This is a genomic window from Pseudomonas sp. A-B-19, assembly GCF_019947515.1.
Lineage (GTDB): Bacteria > Pseudomonadota > Gammaproteobacteria > Pseudomonadales > Pseudomonadaceae > Aquipseudomonas.
This window is the reverse complement of the sequence record NZ_JAGYGN010000001.1, coordinates 235,049-253,458: the sequence shown is the minus strand read 5'-3', so window position 1 is coordinate 253,458 and position 18,410 is coordinate 235,049. Positions and strand designations below refer to the sequence as shown.

Sequence of the window (18,410 nt, the reverse complement as noted above, 5' to 3'; positions counted from 1 at the left end):
CCGGGACAAAAGGTGGCGCAGTGTACGGATGTGCACTGTTTTCGGCAATTGCTGCCGGGGAGGCGGGAAATAGCCGATGTTTGTGCTGATGTTCCGACCAATCGGTCAGAGGCGGTCTAGAGCGGTTACAGACGTTTAATGCAGACATGTATGAAAAAGCCCGACACGACAGTCGGGCTTTCGATGTAGCCGATCCGGGTTTAACCCAAATGTTCCTGGTCCTGGATGATTGCGTTGTCCAGGGCCTCCAGCAGCGCTTTGCGCACTTTCAATTTGGTGTTCTTGTGCGCGGTCATGTTGATCTTCTTCAGCTGGCGAGCCACCGCCAGTGCTGCGCCTTGCAGTTCTTCAGCCGAGACCACGACATCAAGGAAACCGGCAGCCACGGCGCCTTGTGGACTGAACATCTCGCCGTTGACCACCGAACGCTGTAGCGCCACTTTGTTCAGGCGATCACGTGCGATCTCAATGCCCGCGTGGTGCATGGTCATGCCGATCTGCACTTCGTTCAGGCCGATGCTGAACGCACCGTCTACGCCAATGCGATAGTCGGCCGACAACAGCAGAAACGCGCCCTTTGCCACCGCATGCCCCGGGCACGCAACGATAACCGGGAAGGGGTGCGACAGCAGGCGGCGGGCCAGGGTCGAGCCGGAGGTCACCAGTGCCACGGCTTCTTTAGGGCCGGATGTCATCACCTTCAAGTCATAACCACCGGAGAGAATGCCCGGCTGGCCAGTAATGATCACCACCGCACGATCAGTCACGGCCTGATCCAGCGCAGCGTTGAACGCGGCAATCACATCCGGGGAGATGGCATTGACCTTGCCATTGCTCAAGGTCAGGGTCGCGATACCGTCTTCGAGATGGTAAGAAATCAACTCACTCATGACGCTATTCCTTTCAATAAAGTTGGGCAGACGTTACCCACCGCCGCAGGCCAGGTAAAGCGCCGTGACTGACCCGCCAGTCACCCTTTGCCCGCCCGCCAGGCGCAGCCCGCCGTGCCTGCCGCGCATTTCCCTCTATATAGAAGAAGACACGAAGCCGGAGATTGGCCGGTTTGCCATGGCCCCGAGCGACCGAAAACGCTGAATCGCGTTAACCGCATGAAAATTCTGAAAAAAATGTTTGCCATCGGAAAAGCTTTCGACTACATTAGCGCGCCTCGACAGACAGAACTTGTTTGAAGAGATACGGTGAAGTGTCCGAGTGGCTTAAGGAGCACGCCTGGAAAGTGTGTATACAGGAAACTGTATCGAGAGTTCGAATCTCTCCTTCACCGCCACATTTATACGAAAAAGCCCTGATTATTCAGGGCTTTTTCGTTTCTGCGTTTCTGAAAAAACTCCAGCCCGGCAAATCATTCCATCAGGGATGAAATGGATTGTCGCCCCGTGCCCAATATTTGCCTCACATCCTGGTAGCGATCCGCGAGAATGCTTACTCTGGCATTGTCCATGATTGTAGTTTGTAGCCTTCCTGGCTCAACTCGGCGCGTACCTCTTCCAGCAGGCTTTCCAGCTGCGCCGGGTCGGAATAGGCACTGCTTGGAACCTGTTTGCGACAAATGTGGGTGCTGGCCTGGTCGATGACGGTCAGACTCAGTTCGCCATTGCCGCCTTGCGCAGCCCAGGCGATGCATTGAAAAGGTTCGAATGCGTGCCCGGCAATCAAAAGTGCTTCGTTGATGCGCAACGCGGTGCTCATGGGGCCTCTCTCCTTGTACCGAAACAAATGATCCGCAGTTGCCCTGCTGCATGAAGTCATGCAGCAGGGCATTTCAGTCTTTCATTGCTTTACATAACTGCCTGGCGCCGGCTCCAGAGGCGGGAATTTGTCATTCCCGATGTGCGCAACCGCTGGTTGGCGCTCGCCGGAGTGTCCCGCCAGCCAGTTGAACCAATCATTCCACCAACTACCAGGTTGCTGCTCGGCATTCTTGAACCAGGTCTCCGGGTTTTTCGTGACCCGATTATTGGTCCAGTAATGGCGCTTCTGCTTGGCCGGTGGATTGATGACGCCGGCGATATGCCCTGAAGCTCCTAATACAAAACGCTTGGCCCCGGAGAGCAGGTTGGTGCTGGCGTAGGCGCTTTTCCAGGGCACGATGTGATCGTCATGGGTGGCGAGGATGTAAGCGGGAGCGTCGATTGCACGCAAATCAAGCTTGACCCCACAGCACTCCAGTTCGCCCGATTTCAAATCGTTCTGCAGATAGGTGTGGCGCAGATACCAGCAGTACATCGGCCCCGGAAGGTTGGTGCTGTCGTTGTTCCAGAACAGCAGATCAAGCGGGATCGGCTTCTGCCCCTTGAGGTATTTGTCGACGTTGTAGTTCCACCACAGCTCGTTGGGGCGCAGCAGGGAAAAGGTATTGCCCATGTCCTCACCACGGAACAGACCGATGGGACCCTTCATGCCGCCGATGGTGCGCTCTCGATAGGCCACCAGTTCTTCGTCGACGAATATGTCGATGGGGCCGGTATCCAGGTAGTCAAGGAACGTGGTGAACAGGCTCACGCTGGCGATCTCTCTGTCGCCGCGTGCGGCAAGTACTGCCAGCGCCGTGCTCAGCAGGGTGCCGCCGATGCAGAAGCCCACGCAATTGAGTCGCTGCTCGCCACTGATTTCGCGGGCCACCTGCAAGGCGTCGATTACCCCGTGCTCAATCAGGTCGTCCCAGGTGGTGCCGGCGTGTTCCTCGTCAAAATTGCGCCAGGACATCAGGAATACGGGATGTCCCTGTTCCAGCAGGTGGCGGACCATCGAGTTGTCCGGGCGCAGATCAAGGATGTAGTACTTGTTGATCGACGGAGGTACGACGAATACCGGGTGTCGGTACTGGGTTTCGCTTTGCGGGTAGTACTGAATCAGCTGGAACAGGTGATTCTCAAAGACGATTTCGCCGGGGGTGTTGGCCAGATCGACGCCAACTTTGAAGGCGCCGCTATCACATTGGCGCATTTTGCCTTCGTTCATGTCGCTGGCCAGATGCTGCATACCTGTGAGCAGGCTGGCACCTTGAGTCTCGATCGCACGCTGGAGCGCATCAGGGTTACTGACCAGGAAATTGCTTGGCGCGCTGGCGGCAATGGCTTGCTCCACCAGATAGCGCAGGCGTTGGCGCGGTTTTTTTTCGTCGATCAGTAGCTTGTCGAGCAGTTTCAGGAGAAAGCTTGCGTTGAGCAGGTAAAACGCAGCGAGGGAGCCGAACAGTGGCTCGCTCCAGTTGCCGCTGGAGAAGCGTCGATCATCGAAGCTGAAGGGTTGGCCGGTCAGCAGTTTTTGGCCGAGTTGGCCCCATTGAACCTGGTAGTCCGCTTGAAGGCTGTCCAGGGTTTCGCGAGGCAACTCGAACCAGGCGCCGTGCTCATGCCCGGAAAACCACGGATTAGTGCTGACCCATAGGCGTAATTGTTGCACTGCAAAGGAAGCGATGAACGGAACCTGGCCTGACCAATAGGTTTTGAATGTATGCGCGTTGTTATCCATAAAGTTCCTTGCCCATACAGATGAGCCGGGCAGAAAAAAAGCCGCGCTTTGCCGGATTCCGGCGTAGCGACGGCAGGAATGCGGGCAGCGTTGACTGGCGCCAACCTGACGCCAGTCTGATGCGCGGAACAAGGGTGCCAAGTCCGCGCATGGGCTACTCGGATGCCGCTGGTTAGCGCTCGATAGCCAGGCCGACGCCTTGTCCGCCACCGATGCACAAAGTGGCCAGTCCCTTCTTGCCGTCGCGACGGATCAGTTCGTGCACCAGCGATACCAGAATCCGTGCTCCTGACGCGCCGATCGGATGGCCGAGGGCGATTGCGCCGCCGTTGACGTTGACTTTGCTGGTGTCCCAACCCAACTCTTTACCAACCGCCAGCGACTGGGCGGCGAACGCTTCGTTGGCTTCGATCAGGTCCAGGTCCTCGACGCTCCAACCGGCCTTTTGCAGGGTCAGGCGTGTAGCCGGGACTGGGCCGATGCCCATGATCGACGGGTCTACACCGGCGCTGGCATAGGCTTTGATCCGTGCCAGAACCGGCAGGCCCAGCGCTTGTGCTTTTGCAGCGCTGGCCAGCAACAGTACGGCAGCACCATCGTTGAGGGTCGAAGCGTTGCCGGCGGTCACGCTGCCATCTTTCTGGAATGCCGGTTTGAGTTTCGCCAAGGCTTGGGCAGTACTGTCGACACGGGGCTGTTCGTCGGTGTCGAAGACCAGCGGTTCGCCCTTGCGCTGAGGAATCAGGATCGGGGTGATTTCGCTCTGGAAGCGCCCGCTCTCAATGGCTGCTGCGGCTTTCTGTTGCGAGGCGGCAGCGAAGCTATCCTGTGCTTCACGAGAGATCTCGTACTTCTGCGCCAGATTCTCGGCGGTGATACCCATGTGGTAGTCGTTGAAGGCGTCCCACAGGCCATCCTGGATCATGCTGTCTTGCAGTTGCGCATGGCCCATACGCAAACCGGTGCGTGCCTTGGGCAGAACATAGGGGGCCAGGCTCATATTTTCCTGACCGCCAGCGATGACCAGTTCCGCGTCGCCGCAACGGATTGCCTGGACAGCAAGATGGACCGCCTTGAGACCGGAGCCGCAAACCTTGTTCAAGGTCAGGGCAGGGGTGGTGTGTGGCAAGCCAGCCTTGATCGCTGTCTGGCGTGCCGGGTTTTGCCCGGCGCCGGCAGTGAGTACCTGGCCAAGGATCACTTCATCAATTTGAGCAGCATCGACCCCTGTCTGCTCCAGCAAGCGGCGAATCACTGCGGCACCCAGTTCGGTCGCGGGAATTGCAGACAAGGCACCCTGGAAACTGCCAATGGCGGTACGAGTAGCGGCAACGATTACGACTTCGTTCATGCGTGACCTCATGGAAAAGACAAAATTCGTCGAGCAAGCCAGGGCATTCATGCCCTGGTCAGGGTTACTGCATGTTCATGCCGCCGTTTACCGAGAAGTCCGCACCGGTGCTGTAGGCGGACTCATCGGATGCCAGCCAGGCCACGATTGAGGCGATCTCTTCGGGTTGGCCAAGGCGACCAACCGGGGTTGCCGCGATCATGCCTTCGAGAATGTCCGGGCGTATCGCCGCGGTCATGGAGGTCTGGATATAGCCTGGGGATACGGTATTGACGGTCACGCCCTTGCCGGAGACTTCCCGGGCCAGTGCCATGGTGAAACCATGGATGCCAGCCTTGGCGGCGGAGTAGTTGGTCTGGCCGAACTGGCCACGCTGACCGTTGATGGAGGAGATATTGATGATCCGCCCCCAGCCTTTGGACAACATGCCTTCAATGACCTGCTTGGTGGTGTTGAACAAGCCCGTCAGGTTGGTCCCGATCACGCTGTTCCAGTCCTGCGGGGTGAGCTTGCGAAAAGACGCGTCGCGGGTGATGCCGGCGTTGTTGACCAGCACATCGATCGGGCCGAATTGTTCACGAGCCATCTCGAAAGCCTTGCGGGTTGACTCCCAATCGGTGACGTCACCATAGATGAACTCGAATTCATAACCCGCCTCCAGTTGGCTGGCGCGCCAGTCGTTCTTGCGGCTGGAATCAGAGCTGCAGCCTACGATTACCTTGAATCCTTCCTTGTATAGACGTTGGCTGATTGCCGTACCGATACCGCCCATACCACCCGTTACCAAAGCAATGCGACTACGCGATTCCATACGTCTACTCCATTTTTTTGCGCTGCAGGAGAGAAGATTGTTCGATATCGACGGCCCGTGCGGAAGTGTTTGAAGGTGACGTTCTCCTGTCCATCGGTGCCACGCGGGTGTTTTGGCCTGCAGGCAAAAAAATGAGGAGTACCCTTACCTGGATCAACTCTTAAAACTCAATGGATAGTTAATATTCCTGAAACACTGTTGAAATATGTTCAGCGCATGTCAGTATCGGCTCCGGACAGGACGTTCGGTTCCATCGGTCATTGAGGACGCCATGTATAGAATGAGTTCAGGTTATGCCAGCATGCTGGCGAATACGTTTTTGGCCCAAGGACTGGACCTCGCCGGTCTGTGCCAGGAAGCGGGACTGGATGTCGGGTTCGTGAGTAGACCAGGAGCATTCTGCGAGCGAAGCGTTATCTTTCGTCTTTGGGACCTGGCTGCTCAGGCTTCGGATGATCTGAATATCGGTTTGAAAGCCTACGGGGAATTCCATCCCAGTAGTTTTCAGATCGTGGGCTACACGATGATGTCCAGTTCGAATCTGAAAAGAGCCCTTGAACGTCTGGTTCGTTTCAGCCCGTTGATCGGTACCGGATTCAGCCTTTTCCTTGTAAAGGAGCAGCAGCATTACCGATTGGCCAGTCTCGATCATCAGCAAAATGGCTCGGTCAAACCCCGGCAATACACGGATGCAGCCTTGGCTTCGCTGTTGGGTTTCTGCCGTTGGCTGGCAGGTGGCAAGTCTCCGCAACCGTTGGGTGTGCAGTTCACTTATCCCGAACCTGAAGACACGTCGGAGCATCAGCGGCTTTTTGGCTGTCCGCTGGGTTTCGGGGCGGCATATGACAGTATCCTGTTCGATGGCCAGGAGCTTCTGAGTCCGTTGAGCATGGCCAACGAGGCATTGGCTACACTCCATGACAGTTTTGCCGAGGCTCAATTGGACCTGTTGTCCGGTTACTCTATCGTTGGCAGGATTCGCGCGCTGATTACCGAGCGCTTGAGCCAGGGGCAAGGCCAAGGGCAATGTGATATGGAATCGATTGCGGCGGCACTGAACATCAGCAAGCGAACGCTTCAAAGAGGCCTTGAGAAGGATGGCACGCAATTCAAGGACGTCCTGAACGATGTGCGCCGGCAGATGGCTGACTTCTATTTGCGCCATTCTCATTTCAACATGAAGCATGTGACTTGCCTGCTCGGCTTCCATGATCACAGCAGCTTCCATAAGGCATGCATCCGTTGGTTCGGTATGACCCCCGGTCAGTATCGAACCGACGAGTTGTCGCCTGTGGTCGAAAAAGTCGCGCGGGTCCGATCCATGAACCTCATCGGTCTGTCCAGAGATCATAAGGTCGCAGGCTTCGCCAACGTCTACAGCGAACGGATACACCGCTAATCCCTTGTGAAGGGTCATTGAGGCTTGGGGCCGGTTGTCCCTTTTTTCGCTTTGCGCTTCGGGGCTTTGACTACGTTGGCAGGAGCGGGCAGTGGTGTGATCTGCGGCGACGCAGATGGCTGCGAAGGGGGTTCCTCCTGCGGGATGACAACTGTTTCACTGGCTGGCTGGGTCAGGCTGAAGCCCGGCAGGGGAACTTCGAGCAGTGCGTGCAGTTCACGCCAGAATTCGCCTTCGGCTCCAACGGTCGCTAGCAGTTCAGGCATCAATTGCCCAACGGCTGACAGGACCTGTTGGCGTACCTTTGCCTCAGGCAGCAACAAGGGCAGGCTGCGCAAGCTTTCTTGCGGGTGGGCGAAAACCAGCAGGTTCTGCAATCGGATGGCTTCGCGCAGGGCAGTGGGCTCATTGCTGTAATCCTGGACCAGCAGGTGCACCTGCTGGATCAGCTTCTCGATGCTTTCCTTGCCCGCCTTGTCGCTGTCGCGGCCCAGCAAAAACAGAATCCGCACCAATGCTTCCAGGGGACCACCATGGGGCAGCGCATCCTGCAGGCGTTCGATCAGGGCCTGGTCCTGCTGGTCAGCGTGAGCCTGGAGATTTCGCGCAGGCTTGTTGCCGGTGAGAGTACTCAGGGCGCCGTAAATACCGTAAAAACACAGCTCCTGAGTGGCGTCACGCACATCGCGATAAGCATTCAGGGCGTCTTGCATCTGGTTGGAGAACAGTTTCTGCCAGGCCAGCAACGGATTGTCTTTACGTGCGGGACGACGATCGCTTCTGACTTGGGAGGCAGTCCCGGCTAACCACCACAGCGCTGGATTCTGGCTGCTCCATAGCACCTGCTGCTGATGGAAGGGGTGCGTCCTGCGCAACAGTTCGGCAATGGGCTCGTTGACGATCTGACGCAACCACGGACGAATAAACAGATCGTAAAACGCGCTGTTGATTTCAGAGGTGCGCTCCACCAGCGAGAATTCACGATCGTCATCACGGGCCGGCTCGACGTCATCATGGATATCGGCGATTCGCCTTGATTCGAAACGCACTCGGTATTGCATGTCATCGCTGCCTGAGGAAGTTGGCAGATCATCAATCAGCATTTCATACAGCCCCGTCGGCAGCGCATTGATGGCTTCGACCGCGCCGAGCAACCCTCGGTGTTCGCGCCTCGCTACCTTGCCGGAAACAAAAATACCTAAATGGCCGATGCTGGCGTGCCGCAGGTAGACGATGGTACGTCCCGCGTCATGCAAAGCAAGATCGCTGGGATAAACATCGGCGATCCAGTTCAATGCCTGCTGGGGAGGGGTGATGTTGTCTCCGTAGGAACAGAACACCACCACCGGTACTTCGATCCGTTTCAGGTCAATGCCGCTGCTCTTGCGGCCGAGACCGCCGGACAATTGGTTGCCGATGAAAAGGTCATCGACAATCATCTCGATCTCTTCGCCATTGAGCAGGGTCGGGCTGCCCCACCAGCGTTCGAAGTCGAGGAAGCGCGTAGCCTCGCTGTCGACCTGGCTGAACAACTGGTAGTACTTGGTCCAATAGGTGTTGGCCGGGTCCAGGTTTTCGAAATTGCTGACCAGCCAGGTACCGTCAAAACGGCCATTGCCCAAGTCGCTGCCCAGGCGAGCCATCCAGCCGCCACCCAGCAGGCCTCCGGTATAGCGCATCGGATTGCGTCCATTGACACCGGCCCAGTATGACAAGGGGGCACCATTGATAATGATCAATCCCGGCAGTTCCGGTCGTGTTGCCGCCAGTCCCATCAACGCCCAGCCGGCCTGGCAGTTACCGATGATGATCGGCTCGCTGTTGGCCGGGTGAAGGGCACTGACTACTTCGATGAACCGGGCCTGGGCTTCCACGATATCGGCCAGGGTTTGCCCAGGCTGTGGCGAGTGACTGAAAGAGATGAAATAGGTGGGGTGGCCGGCTCTGAGGCTTTCACCTAATACCGAATCCTGTTTGAAGCCGCCGATTCCCGAGCCGTGGCCGCCGCGTGGGTCAATGATGATCACCGGCTGGCCATTGCTGTCGATTGTTTGCTCTGGTCCGGGGAGGATTCGCAACAGTGAATAGTTGACCGGGCGTGGGAGATCGGAGCCTGCGACCAGAGTTTCATGATCGAACTTGAGCAGCAGGGGATACCCGGCGCGTTCATGGGCCAGCGTATTGTCGCCGCGCTGGCGCAGTGTGTCCCAGAACAGCAGGCTGCGTTGGCCGAGGTCGGTGAAGTATTCCTGCCAGTCAGTGAGTGTGGGTTGTTTGAGTTGACCCCGCTTAAGAGGCGCGAGGGTTTTTTCCTGGCGCTGGCGCCAAGCATCAAGGACGTTCAGGGTATTGAGGTGCTGCAGATGAATCAGGTGTTCGAACAGGCCGCGTTGAGAGGAGGTTTTGTCATATTGCGGTGCAATAATATCTTCCTGGCCCATGGTGATCTCCTGGCGTTATGCATGAGAAGAAGCTGCCAGCGTCTCCTTAATGAGGAGGGCTTGGCTGGCTGTTCGATGTCAGGAGTCTATAGCGAATAGAGGCAGGAGGAGAATTTTTTTTGTGCACTGCACAAAAAAACATTGCCAAACGAATTTGTGCGCTGCAATATCAAGGCTAGCGCGATGACCGGCAGGATCGCTATCGCGTCCTCAGGCCCATGTCGGCTTTTCAGAATCAGGAGATTCAAGCATGTCTTTTTTTAACTCGGAAAAATTGCAAGACGCTCAGAAAGCCAACCTAGACCTCCTGCAGCAAATCAGCGGCAAAGTCTTCGCCAGCGTTGAACAGCTCACCCAATTGCAGTTCAAGACTCTGCAGGCCTCCACCGAGGAACAGTTCGACGGCATTCGCAAGCTACTGGCAGTCCGTGATCTACAAGGGCTCGCTGAGCTCCAGACTTCTTTCACCCAGCCAAATGTGCAAGCCGAACGCCTGGCTGAGTTCAATCGCCAAGTGCAAGCGTTGATTGTCGGCACTCACTCGGAAATCGCCAAGCTGACTTCGCGTCAGGTCGAGGCGGGCACCCAGCAGGTGCAAGAGTTCGTTGAAGTGATCAGCAAGAATGCACCGGCTGGCTCCGAGCCTGTCGTGGCCGCGTTCAAGTCGTCGCTGGCGAATGCCAGTACCGTTTTTGAAAGCGCACAGAATGCCGTAAAACAGGCTGCTGACGTTGCCCAGAGCAGTTTTGACGCAGCGACCGCCGCAACCGGCAAAAGCGCTCCTGGTGCCAAGGCTACAAGCGGTAACAAGTAAGTCACATTAGAGTGGTTACACTGATGGCGATGGGTTTACTCCCCATCGCCATTTTTTTTCGGCCCGCTACCGGTACCTGGCTTGCCTGGTGGCATGCCGCCGAACAGGCCGAAGAGGTTCTGAGTGTTAAGGTAGAGGGCTTTTGACTGGTCGACATACTGGCGCATCAAATCCTGCATGACCGGTGCTTGCTGGTGCATGAACTCGCTCCAGGCTTCAGAGGACTGAGCGCCGGTCTGGGACTGGATGTCGATGACCGTCTGGATGCTTTTATCCAGGTAGCTGCCGAGGACGCTCTGGTAGGGACCGTAGAACTGGATAATCCCCATGAGCATCTCGCTGGAGAATATCGGCTCACCGCCACTTTCGGCTTCCAGAATGACCTGCAGCAAAATACTTCGGGTCAGATCCTCGCCAGTCTTGGCGTCGACCACCTCGAACGGGATTCTATCGACGACCAATTGGCGTATATCCGCAAGGGTCAAATGACTGCTGGTGTGCGTGTCATACAGACGGCGATTCGGGTATTTCTTGATCAGACGGGTGGTGTTCCGACTGTTATCTGTCATGTGGGGCTACTCACAGCAAGCCTGATTTGCAGGCATCTTATCCTACTCTGACCACTGCCACTCCAATGCGTCGCCTCCCACGCATCAGCGATGTCATTCGCGGTTGCTAAACCTCGTACGGTACCATGATGTAATACCAGTAATAATAAACAGCTCAGCACCCTCAAAGCCGTATTTTCAAGACCCACCCCGGCCACCATGGAGTGGTCCCGCATCGAATCCTTGTTCAGCGCTGCAGGGGGCCATAACCATCGAAGGCAATGGTTCACGAGTACGTTTTGAACTGAACGGAGTGGTCGCCACCTTCCACCGGCCGCACCCCGACAAAGAAGCCAAGCCCTATCAGGTGCGTGACGCCCGGGCTTTTCTTGAACAAGCAGGAGTTACCCCGTGAACGTAATGAACTACAACGGCTACTCAGCCCGGATCGAGTACAGCGACGAAGACGGTCTGTTCGTCGGCCACATTGCGGGCATCAAGGATGTTGTCGGGTTTCACGGCGAGTCAGTCAAAGAACTTCGCACCGCATTCGAAGAGGCCGTCACCGATTATCTGGAGACTTGCGCGAAACTCGGTCGCACCCCACAGAAACCCTATTCAGGCCATCTCAGTCTGCGCCTGGCCCCGGCCCTTCACGCTACGGTTGCTGTGAAAGCTCAGTTAGCCCACAAAAGTATCAATCAGTGGGTCGCTGATGTTCTTGATCGCGAGGCCCGTGCTTAAGTAGTGAATAGATCTGTCCGACTGTAGACCGCTCAAACTCTTCGAACAGAGTCGACATCATGCGGCGCATCTATGTCGACCCCAAGGCCGAGTTGGTCATCGTCCGCTAAGCATCCCGTCCGGTGGCCAGCAACTCGACCAACGATCCCGTCACGTTGCCGGCGTTTGATGCACTGGCTGAATTTCTGAACAGGAAGGAACACCCATGATCACCACCACAACCCACTCCATTGAAGGCCGGCAAATTACCGCCTACCTGGACATCGTCAGCGCCGAATCGGTGCAAGGGATCAACGTCGTCCGTGACGTGTTTGCCGGGATGCGCGACTTTTTCGGCGGGCGCTCCCAGACACTGGAGCGGGCGTTGAAGGAGGCGCGCATTCAAGCCACCGATGAGATCAAGGAGCGGGCGCAGGCGCTTGAGGCGGACGCAGTGGTCGGGCTTGATTATGAAATCAGTATGCCGGCTGGCAAGGGCGGGATGGTCGTGGTGTTTGTCACCGGAACTGCGGTCAAGTTGAGATGAAAGGTGAAAAGCCATTCGTCGGTCACGGGAAAATCCGGACGGCAGGTCCATTGGTGACCGGCTAGTCTCAAAAACCGTGGCGATCGATATTCTTTCAGGCAAAGGGCTTGCCGGTGTCGATTCCGTTTGTTGAAAAGGGGTGACGAGATGGCTGATCCGTATATCGAGGATGATGGCGCAGAGTTTCCGATCAACAATTGCGTGCAGTGTGGCCAGACCCAATATGTGGCCAGCTTCGGCGAGGACCAGACTGAGGTCGACAAGATCAAGACCAGGGCGTGCCGGGTACTGAAGGGCAAGTTCTTACCCAGGGTGACGGTACCGGTCATGTAGGAGCGAGCTCGCTCGCGATGGACTCAAGAGCGCCGCGTTTAGCCAGTAAATACGCGTTATCGTTAACGACCATCGTCGGAACGCCGCCCGGAGCAAGCCCGTTCCTACAGAGAGCACATTCGCTTAACTGAACAGCATTGCCGTCATTGAGCGGCTTTTTTAATGTCTGAAAGGTTTTGTGACAGGTTTTTTAAAGTGGTGATCTTTCACAAACTTTTCACAGTAGTCTCCGTAATCTCGACTCATCCGTTAGAAAGCAACACCTGGCCCGTTTCCCCAGCGGGCTTTTTTTTGTCCGTCATAAAACCTTTTCCGAAAATGCTGTCCAACTGTCGCCAATCGCGAAGTTGGACCGGTGTGCTGGACTTTATCCGCGCAAAAGCATTCAATCTCGCCCCCTTTTTGTTTACCCCCTATTTTTGAGGTTTTTGTCATGCGTTTAACACTGCCCGCTCTGGTTCTGGGGCTTCTGGTTGCTCAAGGTGCAATGGCTGGTGACGGTACTGCCGCGCTGGGTGGTGGCTTGGGCGGCGCATTGGGTAACGTGGTCGGCCAGAAGATGGGCGGCAGCACTGGCGCAGCGATTGGTGCGGGCGTGGCTGGCGCGGCGGGCAGTGCAGTCGCCGCCAAAAAAGGTCATCGCACCAGCGCTGCTATCGGTGGCGGTGTCGGCGCGGCCGGTGGTTCGGTGATCGGTAACAGCCTTGGCGGCAAGTCCGGTGCCACCATCGGTGCAGGCCTGGGCGGCGCATTGGGCGGCGGCGTAGGCAGCAATCTGGCCAATGGTCACAAGCGTCACTGATCCTGATCCAGATTTGAAAAGAGCCCGGCTTGATGCCGGGCTTTTTCATTTATGAACGTTTCACGCGGCAGCCGCTCAAATCTCCCATACTCCTGAAGAATGCGAGGCGTGCCATGAACCCGAAAACCAACGGCAAAAAATATGGAAGCCTGAATGCTCGACTATTGATTGTGCCTGCGATTGTTTTTGGATTGCTGGCCTCTCAGATGGCGCTGGCGGGAGGTAATGGAGATGCCGCGGTGGGCGGTGGTCTTGGTGGGGTGCTGGGCAATGTGGTCGGTGGCCAGGTGGGTGGCAGCACGGGGGCAGCGATTGGTGCAGGTGTCGGCGGAGCGGCCGGCAGTGCCATTGCCGCGCCCAGGCACAGTCGCACTGAGGCGGCGGTAGGCGGTGGTTTGGGCGCGGCGGGTGGATCGGTGGTCGGCAACAGTCTTGGCGGTTCGACCGGGTCGGCCATCGGTGCAGGCCTGGGCGGTGCAGCCGGCGGTGCGGTCGGCAATGATCTGGGAAGTGACAGCGGTCACTCCCATTCCGGTAACGGTTATAAACACACGAACAAGCACCACAAAAAGCATCACTAACCGAGTGAGGCATCCCATGACTGCGAAAACCGAAGGCAAGGAAGAAAAAGGCTCTGGCGGACTGCCATCTATCAACGATCCCGGCAATGAAGATCCGGGATCGCTGATGGATGATGCGACGGTGCCGCTTAACGACGCTGATGATGCGGGCGATGTGGGGAATATTGAGTTGGAAGATGAGGAAGAGGACGAAGATTGATCGAGTCGTGTTGCCGGATTGACCGCTTGTCTAGCTGATCGAATGCGTCCATCGCCCAGTCCTCGATATGTCGTGACCTGAGTCTGCGTGATGCAAGTACCGATTTGCAGGTATTGGAGAGGGTGCATTGGGTTCACCCTCATCAACCTTTGCCTCGCCCACCCCATTTGTCGCCGAGCCTGCGGCCTTGTTCGCCAGTGGACAGTTCCCCCTCGACCCCAACGGATCAACCCACCCGATCGGGTTCAGGGTGTAGCGATACGGGTTCAACCCTGCGGCTAACTTGACCGGATTCGGCGTCAGATAACGACCGGTGTCCGGCTGGTAGTAGCGATGCCGGTTGTAGTGCAAACCGCTCTCAGCGTCGAAGTATTGCCCCTGAAACCGTAGCGGCTGTTCGATTCGTTCGCCGTCGCCGTCGCCGTCGCCGTCGCTCAGTTCGCGGAGTTTGCCGTGGGCGGTGTATTTGGCCGACCAGACGATGACGCCGCCGTAGCTGGTCAACTCCTGCGGGGTGCCGAGGTGGTCGAGTTGGTAGTAGAGCGGGCAGGCGTTTGCCCGGCCTTTGCCGGCGAGCAGCGCCAGCGGGCGGAAGCTGCCGGGTTCATAGACGTAGCTGCGGTAGTGTCGGGGACCGCTTTCGGCGATGAGTTGATCGCCTTGCCAGAAGAATTGCGTGGTCTGGCCGTCGACGGTTTTGTCGATGCGCCGGCCGAACGCGTCGTAGCGGTAGCTGACACGTTTACCATCCGGGGTGCTGACGCCGATCAGGCGGTGCTGGCTGTCGTAGGTGTATTCGGTGACTTGGGTCGGCATACCGCGGCGTTCGCGGATCAGGTTGCCGAAGGCGTCGTAATCGTAGTGGCTGTCGTGACGGCGACGCAGGCGGTTGCCCTGAAGCACACATGGGCCGGAGCGATCGTGGATCAGCAGGTTGCCGGCCGGGTCGTGGGTGAAGTTCTCCGCGAACTGGTCACGGGCTTGGCGTACGCCGGTCAGGCGGTCGAGTGCATCGTATTGGTAGCGACGTGAACCGTGGCGGCTGTCGGTAATTTGCAGGAGGTTGCCCTTGATGCTGTAGGCATACTTGCGGCGATACAGCGGTCGTTGCTTTTGGCTGACGGCATGGGCCTGCAAACGGCCTTGCTCGTCGTAGGCGTAATCGCTGAGCAACAGCCCTTGTTGGCGTTGCTGTTCGCGCCCGCCGACAAAACGATGGCTGGTCAGGCGCGTGCCGTTGAGGTCGATGGCAGTGAGGGCGCCTCCCTTGGCATATTGGTAGACGAGGGCACAGGCGTCCGGCAGGCGCAGGCGCTTGAGCCGACCGCAGGCGTCGTAGCCGTAACGCAGGGTGCCCCAACCCTGATGTTCGGTGATCAGCCGGTCCTGGCGGTCGTATTCGAACGCCAGCGGATGGTTCTGACCGTCATCGACGCTGACCAGCCGCCCGAGACTGTCGTAGCGGTACTCGACCTTGATCCCGTCGGGCAGGGTTTTGACCCGTAACCGTCCAGCGCTGTCACGTTGATAACCGGTAACCAGCAGCGAACCGTCGTCGCCAAACTCGGTTTTCTCCAGCAATTGGCCATTGAGGTCGTAGCTGTAGGCGGTACGACGGCCATCAAAGTCGGTTTCCTGTCGGATCAATCCGCCCGGGGTGTAATCCAGCCGGTAGGTGTCGCCGACCTCGTTTTCGATCTCTGTGAGCAACATTTGCGCATGTTCGTAGCGGTATTTCAGTGCGCTACCGTCGGGGTTGATCTGCCGGCTGACCAAGCGCAGGTCGTCGGCGTATTCGTAACGGGTTACCCGTCCCAGCTCGTCGGTGTCGGCGGTGACCTGGCCATAGGCGTTGTAGCGGTAGGCACGGCGGGCACCGGAGGGGCGCGTGGTCCGGGTCAGTCGACCCACGGCGTCCCATTCATAACCGGTGACGGCACAGTGTTCGTCCTGGCGGGTAATCCGCCTTCCTAGCGCATCGTAGGAAAAAGTGCGCTGAGCACCGTCTGGCAGGGTCTCTTCCAGCAATTGTCCCAAGGCGTTCCAGACAAACCGGTGACCGCTCTGGTCGGGGAGATGGATCGTCAGCAAACGCCCCTGCGAGTCGTAGACATAGCGGGTGATCTGCCCGTCGGGATCGGTGACGGCCGTGATGTCGCCCTGGGCATTGCGCTGGTAGCTCCATGTCGCCTGACCGCAGGTGCGGGTATGCAGGAAACCGTTGCGATACTCGCAGGACGTGAGCGCCTCATCCGGCGCAAGCAGCGCGATCAGCCGGCCGACCTCGTCATAATGGTATTCGGTGACGGCGCCGAGGGCGTCCTGCTCGGCAATCAGGCGGCCCTGATCGTCATAGGCCTTGTGCCGCTCGCCGCCGTCCAGCCCGACGTGGCGCACTAGCCGTGCGCGGTCGTCATGAACGTAAATCTCTTCGCCATTGTCGGTGTAGTTCACCGCCACGCCGCCTTGATTGTCCCACACGTAACGCGCCTCCATCTGCGCAAACGAGGCCCAGTGATGGATGCAGCGGGGCGCTTTGCCGGAGCGTTCCCAAGCCCAGAAGAAACTTGCGCCGCCAGGCAGTTGCCGTTGCAGGATGACGTGCTGCTCGTCGTAGTCATAGCGCTCGCTTTCTCCCGCGGCATTGGTCGCCTCGATCAGCCGCTGGCGAGCGTCGTAGCGGTAGCTGACCAGTGTCTGTTCGGTGCGCCAGGTGGACGCCTCGGGGCCGCTGCGCTGAAACACCTGATAATCGACGGCCATCAGGTGCTTGAGGTCGTAACGCAGCAGCAAGGCGCGGTCGGCGCCGTTGTCCAGGCGTTGGATCCGGTCAAAGCGGTCCCGCTGCACCGTCACGTGGTTGCCGTAGGCGTCGCTGATCGCGCTGAGCCGGCCGTCGTGAAAGTGGTAGAACCGCGCGCGGTCGCCGGCCAGGGCGAGGATCAGTTCGTCCGGCTCCTCGCCGAGGTAAATCGCCATCCGCGACAGGCTGTTGTGGATCACCGGGCGCGTCGCCGTCGGCCGTGGAAATGGCGTGCGGTGGTTTTCGGGGTCGATCCACAGCACCTGCTCGTCGTGGAGTTCCAGGTGCTGGGACAGCGAATGGCTCCAGCCAAAACCGAGGCCGGTGTCGAGTTCGACGGCACTGGTGCGATAGATGCGGGTGAAGTCGAACGGCAATATCCCGTCGAGAGTGCTGTCCGTGAGGGTCAGCAATACTTCGCCAGTGACCATCGACACGGGGCAATTGTGGGTGGCGGTGTGCTTGACGGTGTCGGTGCTGGTGGCGGTTTCGACCCTATGCACCCCTGTCAAGGGACCGCTGGCGGGGCATGCCAATACCTTTTGGGGATCGAACATCTGCAGACTTTCGCTTGGCCGAATGTGGGATGTGAAACTCTGCGGAGGATTTTCAAGGAAAGAAGTCGGGAAAGTTGGCGTTTTCTGTAGGGCGATTCGCCAAATCACGCAGTGCCATTCGACGTGGATCAGGATTTCATCGTTGCTCTAAGCCCGCGGCGGTCGCTATGCTGCTGAATCCTTTAATCCATCCGGGAGTCGGCCTCAGCTGCGTCGGCCGGGATGCCTTGGAAAACGGATCAGATGCGATGAATGCACCACTGAAAGCATTCGGCCCGATCAAGGCCGTGATTTTCGATATGGACGGCTTGTTGCTGGACACAGAGGGCATCTACACCGAAGTCACGTCCATCATTGCTGCGCGTTACGGCCGAACCTTCGACTGGAGCATCAAACAGAACATCATTGGTCGGGGCGCGGGCGATCTGGCGCGCTATGTGGTTCAAGCGCTGGACTTGCCGATGACGGCGCAAGAGTTTCTGGTGATCCGTGAGCCGTTGATGCGCGAGCGCTTTCCTACAGCGCAAGCGATGCCTGGCGCACAGGAACTGGTACGGCATCTGAAGGCCAACAACATTCCCATTGCCGTGGGCACCAGTTCTTCGAGCCAGTCGTTCGGTCAGAAAACCACACTGCACCGCGACTGGTTCGCCTTGTTCGACTTTATTGTCACCGCTGATGACCCCGAGGTGGGTGCCGCCAAACCGGCACCGGATATTTTCCTGACGGCAGCGCGGCGTCTGGGTGTTGCACCTGAAGATTGCCTGGTGTTCGAGGATTCGCCCTTTGGTGTTACGGCGGCGAAAGCAGCGGGGATGACGGCGATTGCGATTCCGGATGCGGCAATGGCCGACGCAAAGTACGCACATGCCGATGGCATTCTTCGTACGCTGAAGGCGTTCGAGCCGAGTGCTTTTGGTTTGCCGGCGCTTGAGTGGGCCTAGCTGAATAGACGGGTCGACACTGGCCAATGTGGGAGCGGCGGTGCGCCGCACCCACATTGGGT

General features: G+C 58.0%; 16 protein-coding genes, 1 tRNA gene and 3 pseudogenes. 12 read left to right on the top strand and 8 right to left on the bottom strand.

The window, feature by feature from the left end:
• Window positions 1-200: 200 nt before the first annotated feature.
• Complete coding sequence (locus KGA81_RS01000; RefSeq protein ID WP_223544192.1) at window positions 201-890, bottom strand: crotonase/enoyl-CoA hydratase family protein; 690 nt, start codon at window positions 888-890, stop codon at window positions 201-203.
• 308 nt (window positions 891-1,198) lie between these two features.
• Here KGA81_RS01000 and KGA81_RS00995 point away from each other — a divergent pair.
• A tRNA-Ser gene (locus KGA81_RS00995) sits at window positions 1,199-1,288 on the top strand.
• Window positions 1,289-1,443: 155 nt separating this feature from the next.
• Here KGA81_RS00995 and KGA81_RS00990 read toward each other — a convergent pair.
• The 4 genes from KGA81_RS00990 to phbB all read right to left on the bottom strand — a co-directional run bounded on the left by KGA81_RS00990 (window position 1,444) and on the right by phbB (window position 5,657).
• Window positions 1,444-1,710 carry a hypothetical protein gene (locus tag KGA81_RS00990; protein ID WP_223544191.1) on the bottom strand — a complete coding sequence of 89 codons (267 nt, stop codon included), beginning with the start codon at window positions 1,708-1,710 and terminating at the stop codon, window positions 1,444-1,446.
• A gap of 81 nt (window positions 1,711-1,791) precedes the next feature.
• Window positions 1,792-3,495, bottom strand: coding sequence for a class I poly(R)-hydroxyalkanoic acid synthase (gene phaC, locus KGA81_RS00985; protein ID WP_223544190.1), 1,704 nt, complete (start codon window positions 3,493-3,495; stop codon window positions 1,792-1,794).
• Between the two features lie 172 nt (window positions 3,496-3,667).
• On the bottom strand, window positions 3,668-4,846 hold the full coding sequence (locus KGA81_RS00980; RefSeq protein WP_223544189.1) for an acetyl-CoA C-acetyltransferase: 1,179 nt from the start codon (window positions 4,844-4,846) through the stop codon (window positions 3,668-3,670).
• A 64-nt stretch (window positions 4,847-4,910) separates the two neighbouring features.
• Complete coding sequence (phbB, locus tag KGA81_RS00975) at window positions 4,911-5,657, bottom strand: acetoacetyl-CoA reductase (RefSeq protein ID WP_223544188.1); 747 nt, start codon at window positions 5,655-5,657, stop codon at window positions 4,911-4,913.
• A gap of 271 nt (window positions 5,658-5,928) precedes the next feature.
• Here phbB and KGA81_RS00970 point away from each other — a divergent pair, with 271 nt between their 5' ends.
• Window positions 5,929-7,056 carry an AraC family transcriptional regulator gene (locus KGA81_RS00970; protein WP_317850764.1) on the top strand — a complete coding sequence of 376 codons (1,128 nt, stop codon included), beginning with the start codon at window positions 5,929-5,931 and terminating at the stop codon, window positions 7,054-7,056.
• Window positions 7,057-7,070: 14 nt separating this feature from the next.
• On the opposite strand, the gene KGA81_RS00965 is transcribed toward KGA81_RS00970, so the two are convergent.
• Window positions 7,071-9,497 (bottom strand): DUF3141 domain-containing protein, encoded by a 2,427-nt coding sequence (locus tag KGA81_RS00965; protein WP_223544186.1) that lies wholly within the window; start codon window positions 9,495-9,497, stop codon window positions 7,071-7,073.
• Between the two features lie 250 nt (window positions 9,498-9,747).
• Here KGA81_RS00965 and phaP point away from each other — a divergent pair, with 250 nt between their 5' ends.
• Window positions 9,748-10,311 (top strand): TIGR01841 family phasin, encoded by a 564-nt coding sequence (gene phaP, locus KGA81_RS00960; protein ID WP_223544185.1) that lies wholly within the window; start codon window positions 9,748-9,750, stop codon window positions 10,309-10,311.
• 35 nt (window positions 10,312-10,346) lie between these two features.
• Here the strand turns inward: phaP and phaR are convergent, their stop codons facing one another.
• Window positions 10,347-10,880, bottom strand: a complete 534-nt coding sequence (phaR, locus tag KGA81_RS00955; RefSeq protein WP_223544184.1) for a polyhydroxyalkanoate synthesis repressor PhaR — start codon at window positions 10,878-10,880, stop codon at window positions 10,347-10,349.
• Between the two features lie 198 nt (window positions 10,881-11,078).
• Here phaR and KGA81_RS00950 point away from each other — a divergent pair.
• The 8 genes and pseudogenes from KGA81_RS00950 to KGA81_RS00915 all read left to right on the top strand — a co-directional run bounded on the left by KGA81_RS00950 (window position 11,079) and on the right by KGA81_RS00915 (window position 14,044).
• Window positions 11,079-11,274: pseudogene (locus tag KGA81_RS00950) on the top strand (type II toxin-antitoxin system HicA family toxin).
• Window positions 11,271-11,603, top strand: a complete 333-nt coding sequence (locus KGA81_RS00945) for a type II toxin-antitoxin system HicB family antitoxin (RefSeq protein ID WP_223544183.1) — start codon at window positions 11,271-11,273, stop codon at window positions 11,601-11,603. Before KGA81_RS00950 ends, KGA81_RS00945 begins: the two are co-directional and overlap by 4 nt.
• A 62-nt stretch (window positions 11,604-11,665) precedes the next feature.
• Window positions 11,666-11,812, top strand: a pseudogene (locus tag KGA81_RS00940) (6-aminohexanoate hydrolase); the annotation flags it as partial.
• Window positions 11,809-12,129, top strand: a complete 321-nt coding sequence (locus tag KGA81_RS00935) for a YbjQ family protein (protein ID WP_108218940.1) — start codon at window positions 11,809-11,811, stop codon at window positions 12,127-12,129. The pseudogene KGA81_RS00940 and the gene KGA81_RS00935, both read left to right, overlap by 4 nt.
• 147 nt (window positions 12,130-12,276) lie before the next feature.
• Window positions 12,277-12,462, top strand: coding sequence for a hypothetical protein (locus KGA81_RS00930; RefSeq protein ID WP_223544182.1), 186 nt, complete (start codon window positions 12,277-12,279; stop codon window positions 12,460-12,462).
• A gap of 433 nt (window positions 12,463-12,895) precedes the next feature.
• Complete coding sequence (locus KGA81_RS00925) at window positions 12,896-13,264, top strand: hypothetical protein (protein ID WP_007988063.1); 369 nt, start codon at window positions 12,896-12,898, stop codon at window positions 13,262-13,264.
• 113 nt (window positions 13,265-13,377) lie between these two features.
• Entirely contained in the window at window positions 13,378-13,845 is a 468-nt protein-coding gene (locus KGA81_RS00920) for a glycine zipper domain-containing protein (protein ID WP_223544181.1), read from the top strand.
• Between the two features lie 16 nt (window positions 13,846-13,861).
• Window positions 13,862-14,044, top strand: a complete 183-nt coding sequence (locus KGA81_RS00915; protein WP_223544180.1) for a hypothetical protein — start codon at window positions 13,862-13,864, stop codon at window positions 14,042-14,044.
• Window positions 14,045-14,158: 114 nt separating this feature from the next.
• Here the strand turns inward: KGA81_RS00915 and KGA81_RS00910 are convergent.
• Window positions 14,159-17,326: pseudogene (locus KGA81_RS00910) on the bottom strand (RHS repeat-associated core domain-containing protein); the annotation flags it as partial.
• A 326-nt stretch (window positions 17,327-17,652) separates the two neighbouring features.
• On the opposite strand from KGA81_RS00910, the gene KGA81_RS00905 reads away from it, so the two are divergent.
• Window positions 17,653-18,348 carry an HAD-IA family hydrolase gene (locus tag KGA81_RS00905; RefSeq protein ID WP_223544178.1) on the top strand — a complete coding sequence of 232 codons (696 nt, stop codon included), beginning with the start codon at window positions 17,653-17,655 and terminating at the stop codon, window positions 18,346-18,348.
• The last annotated feature ends 62 nt before the right edge of the window (window positions 18,349-18,410 follow it).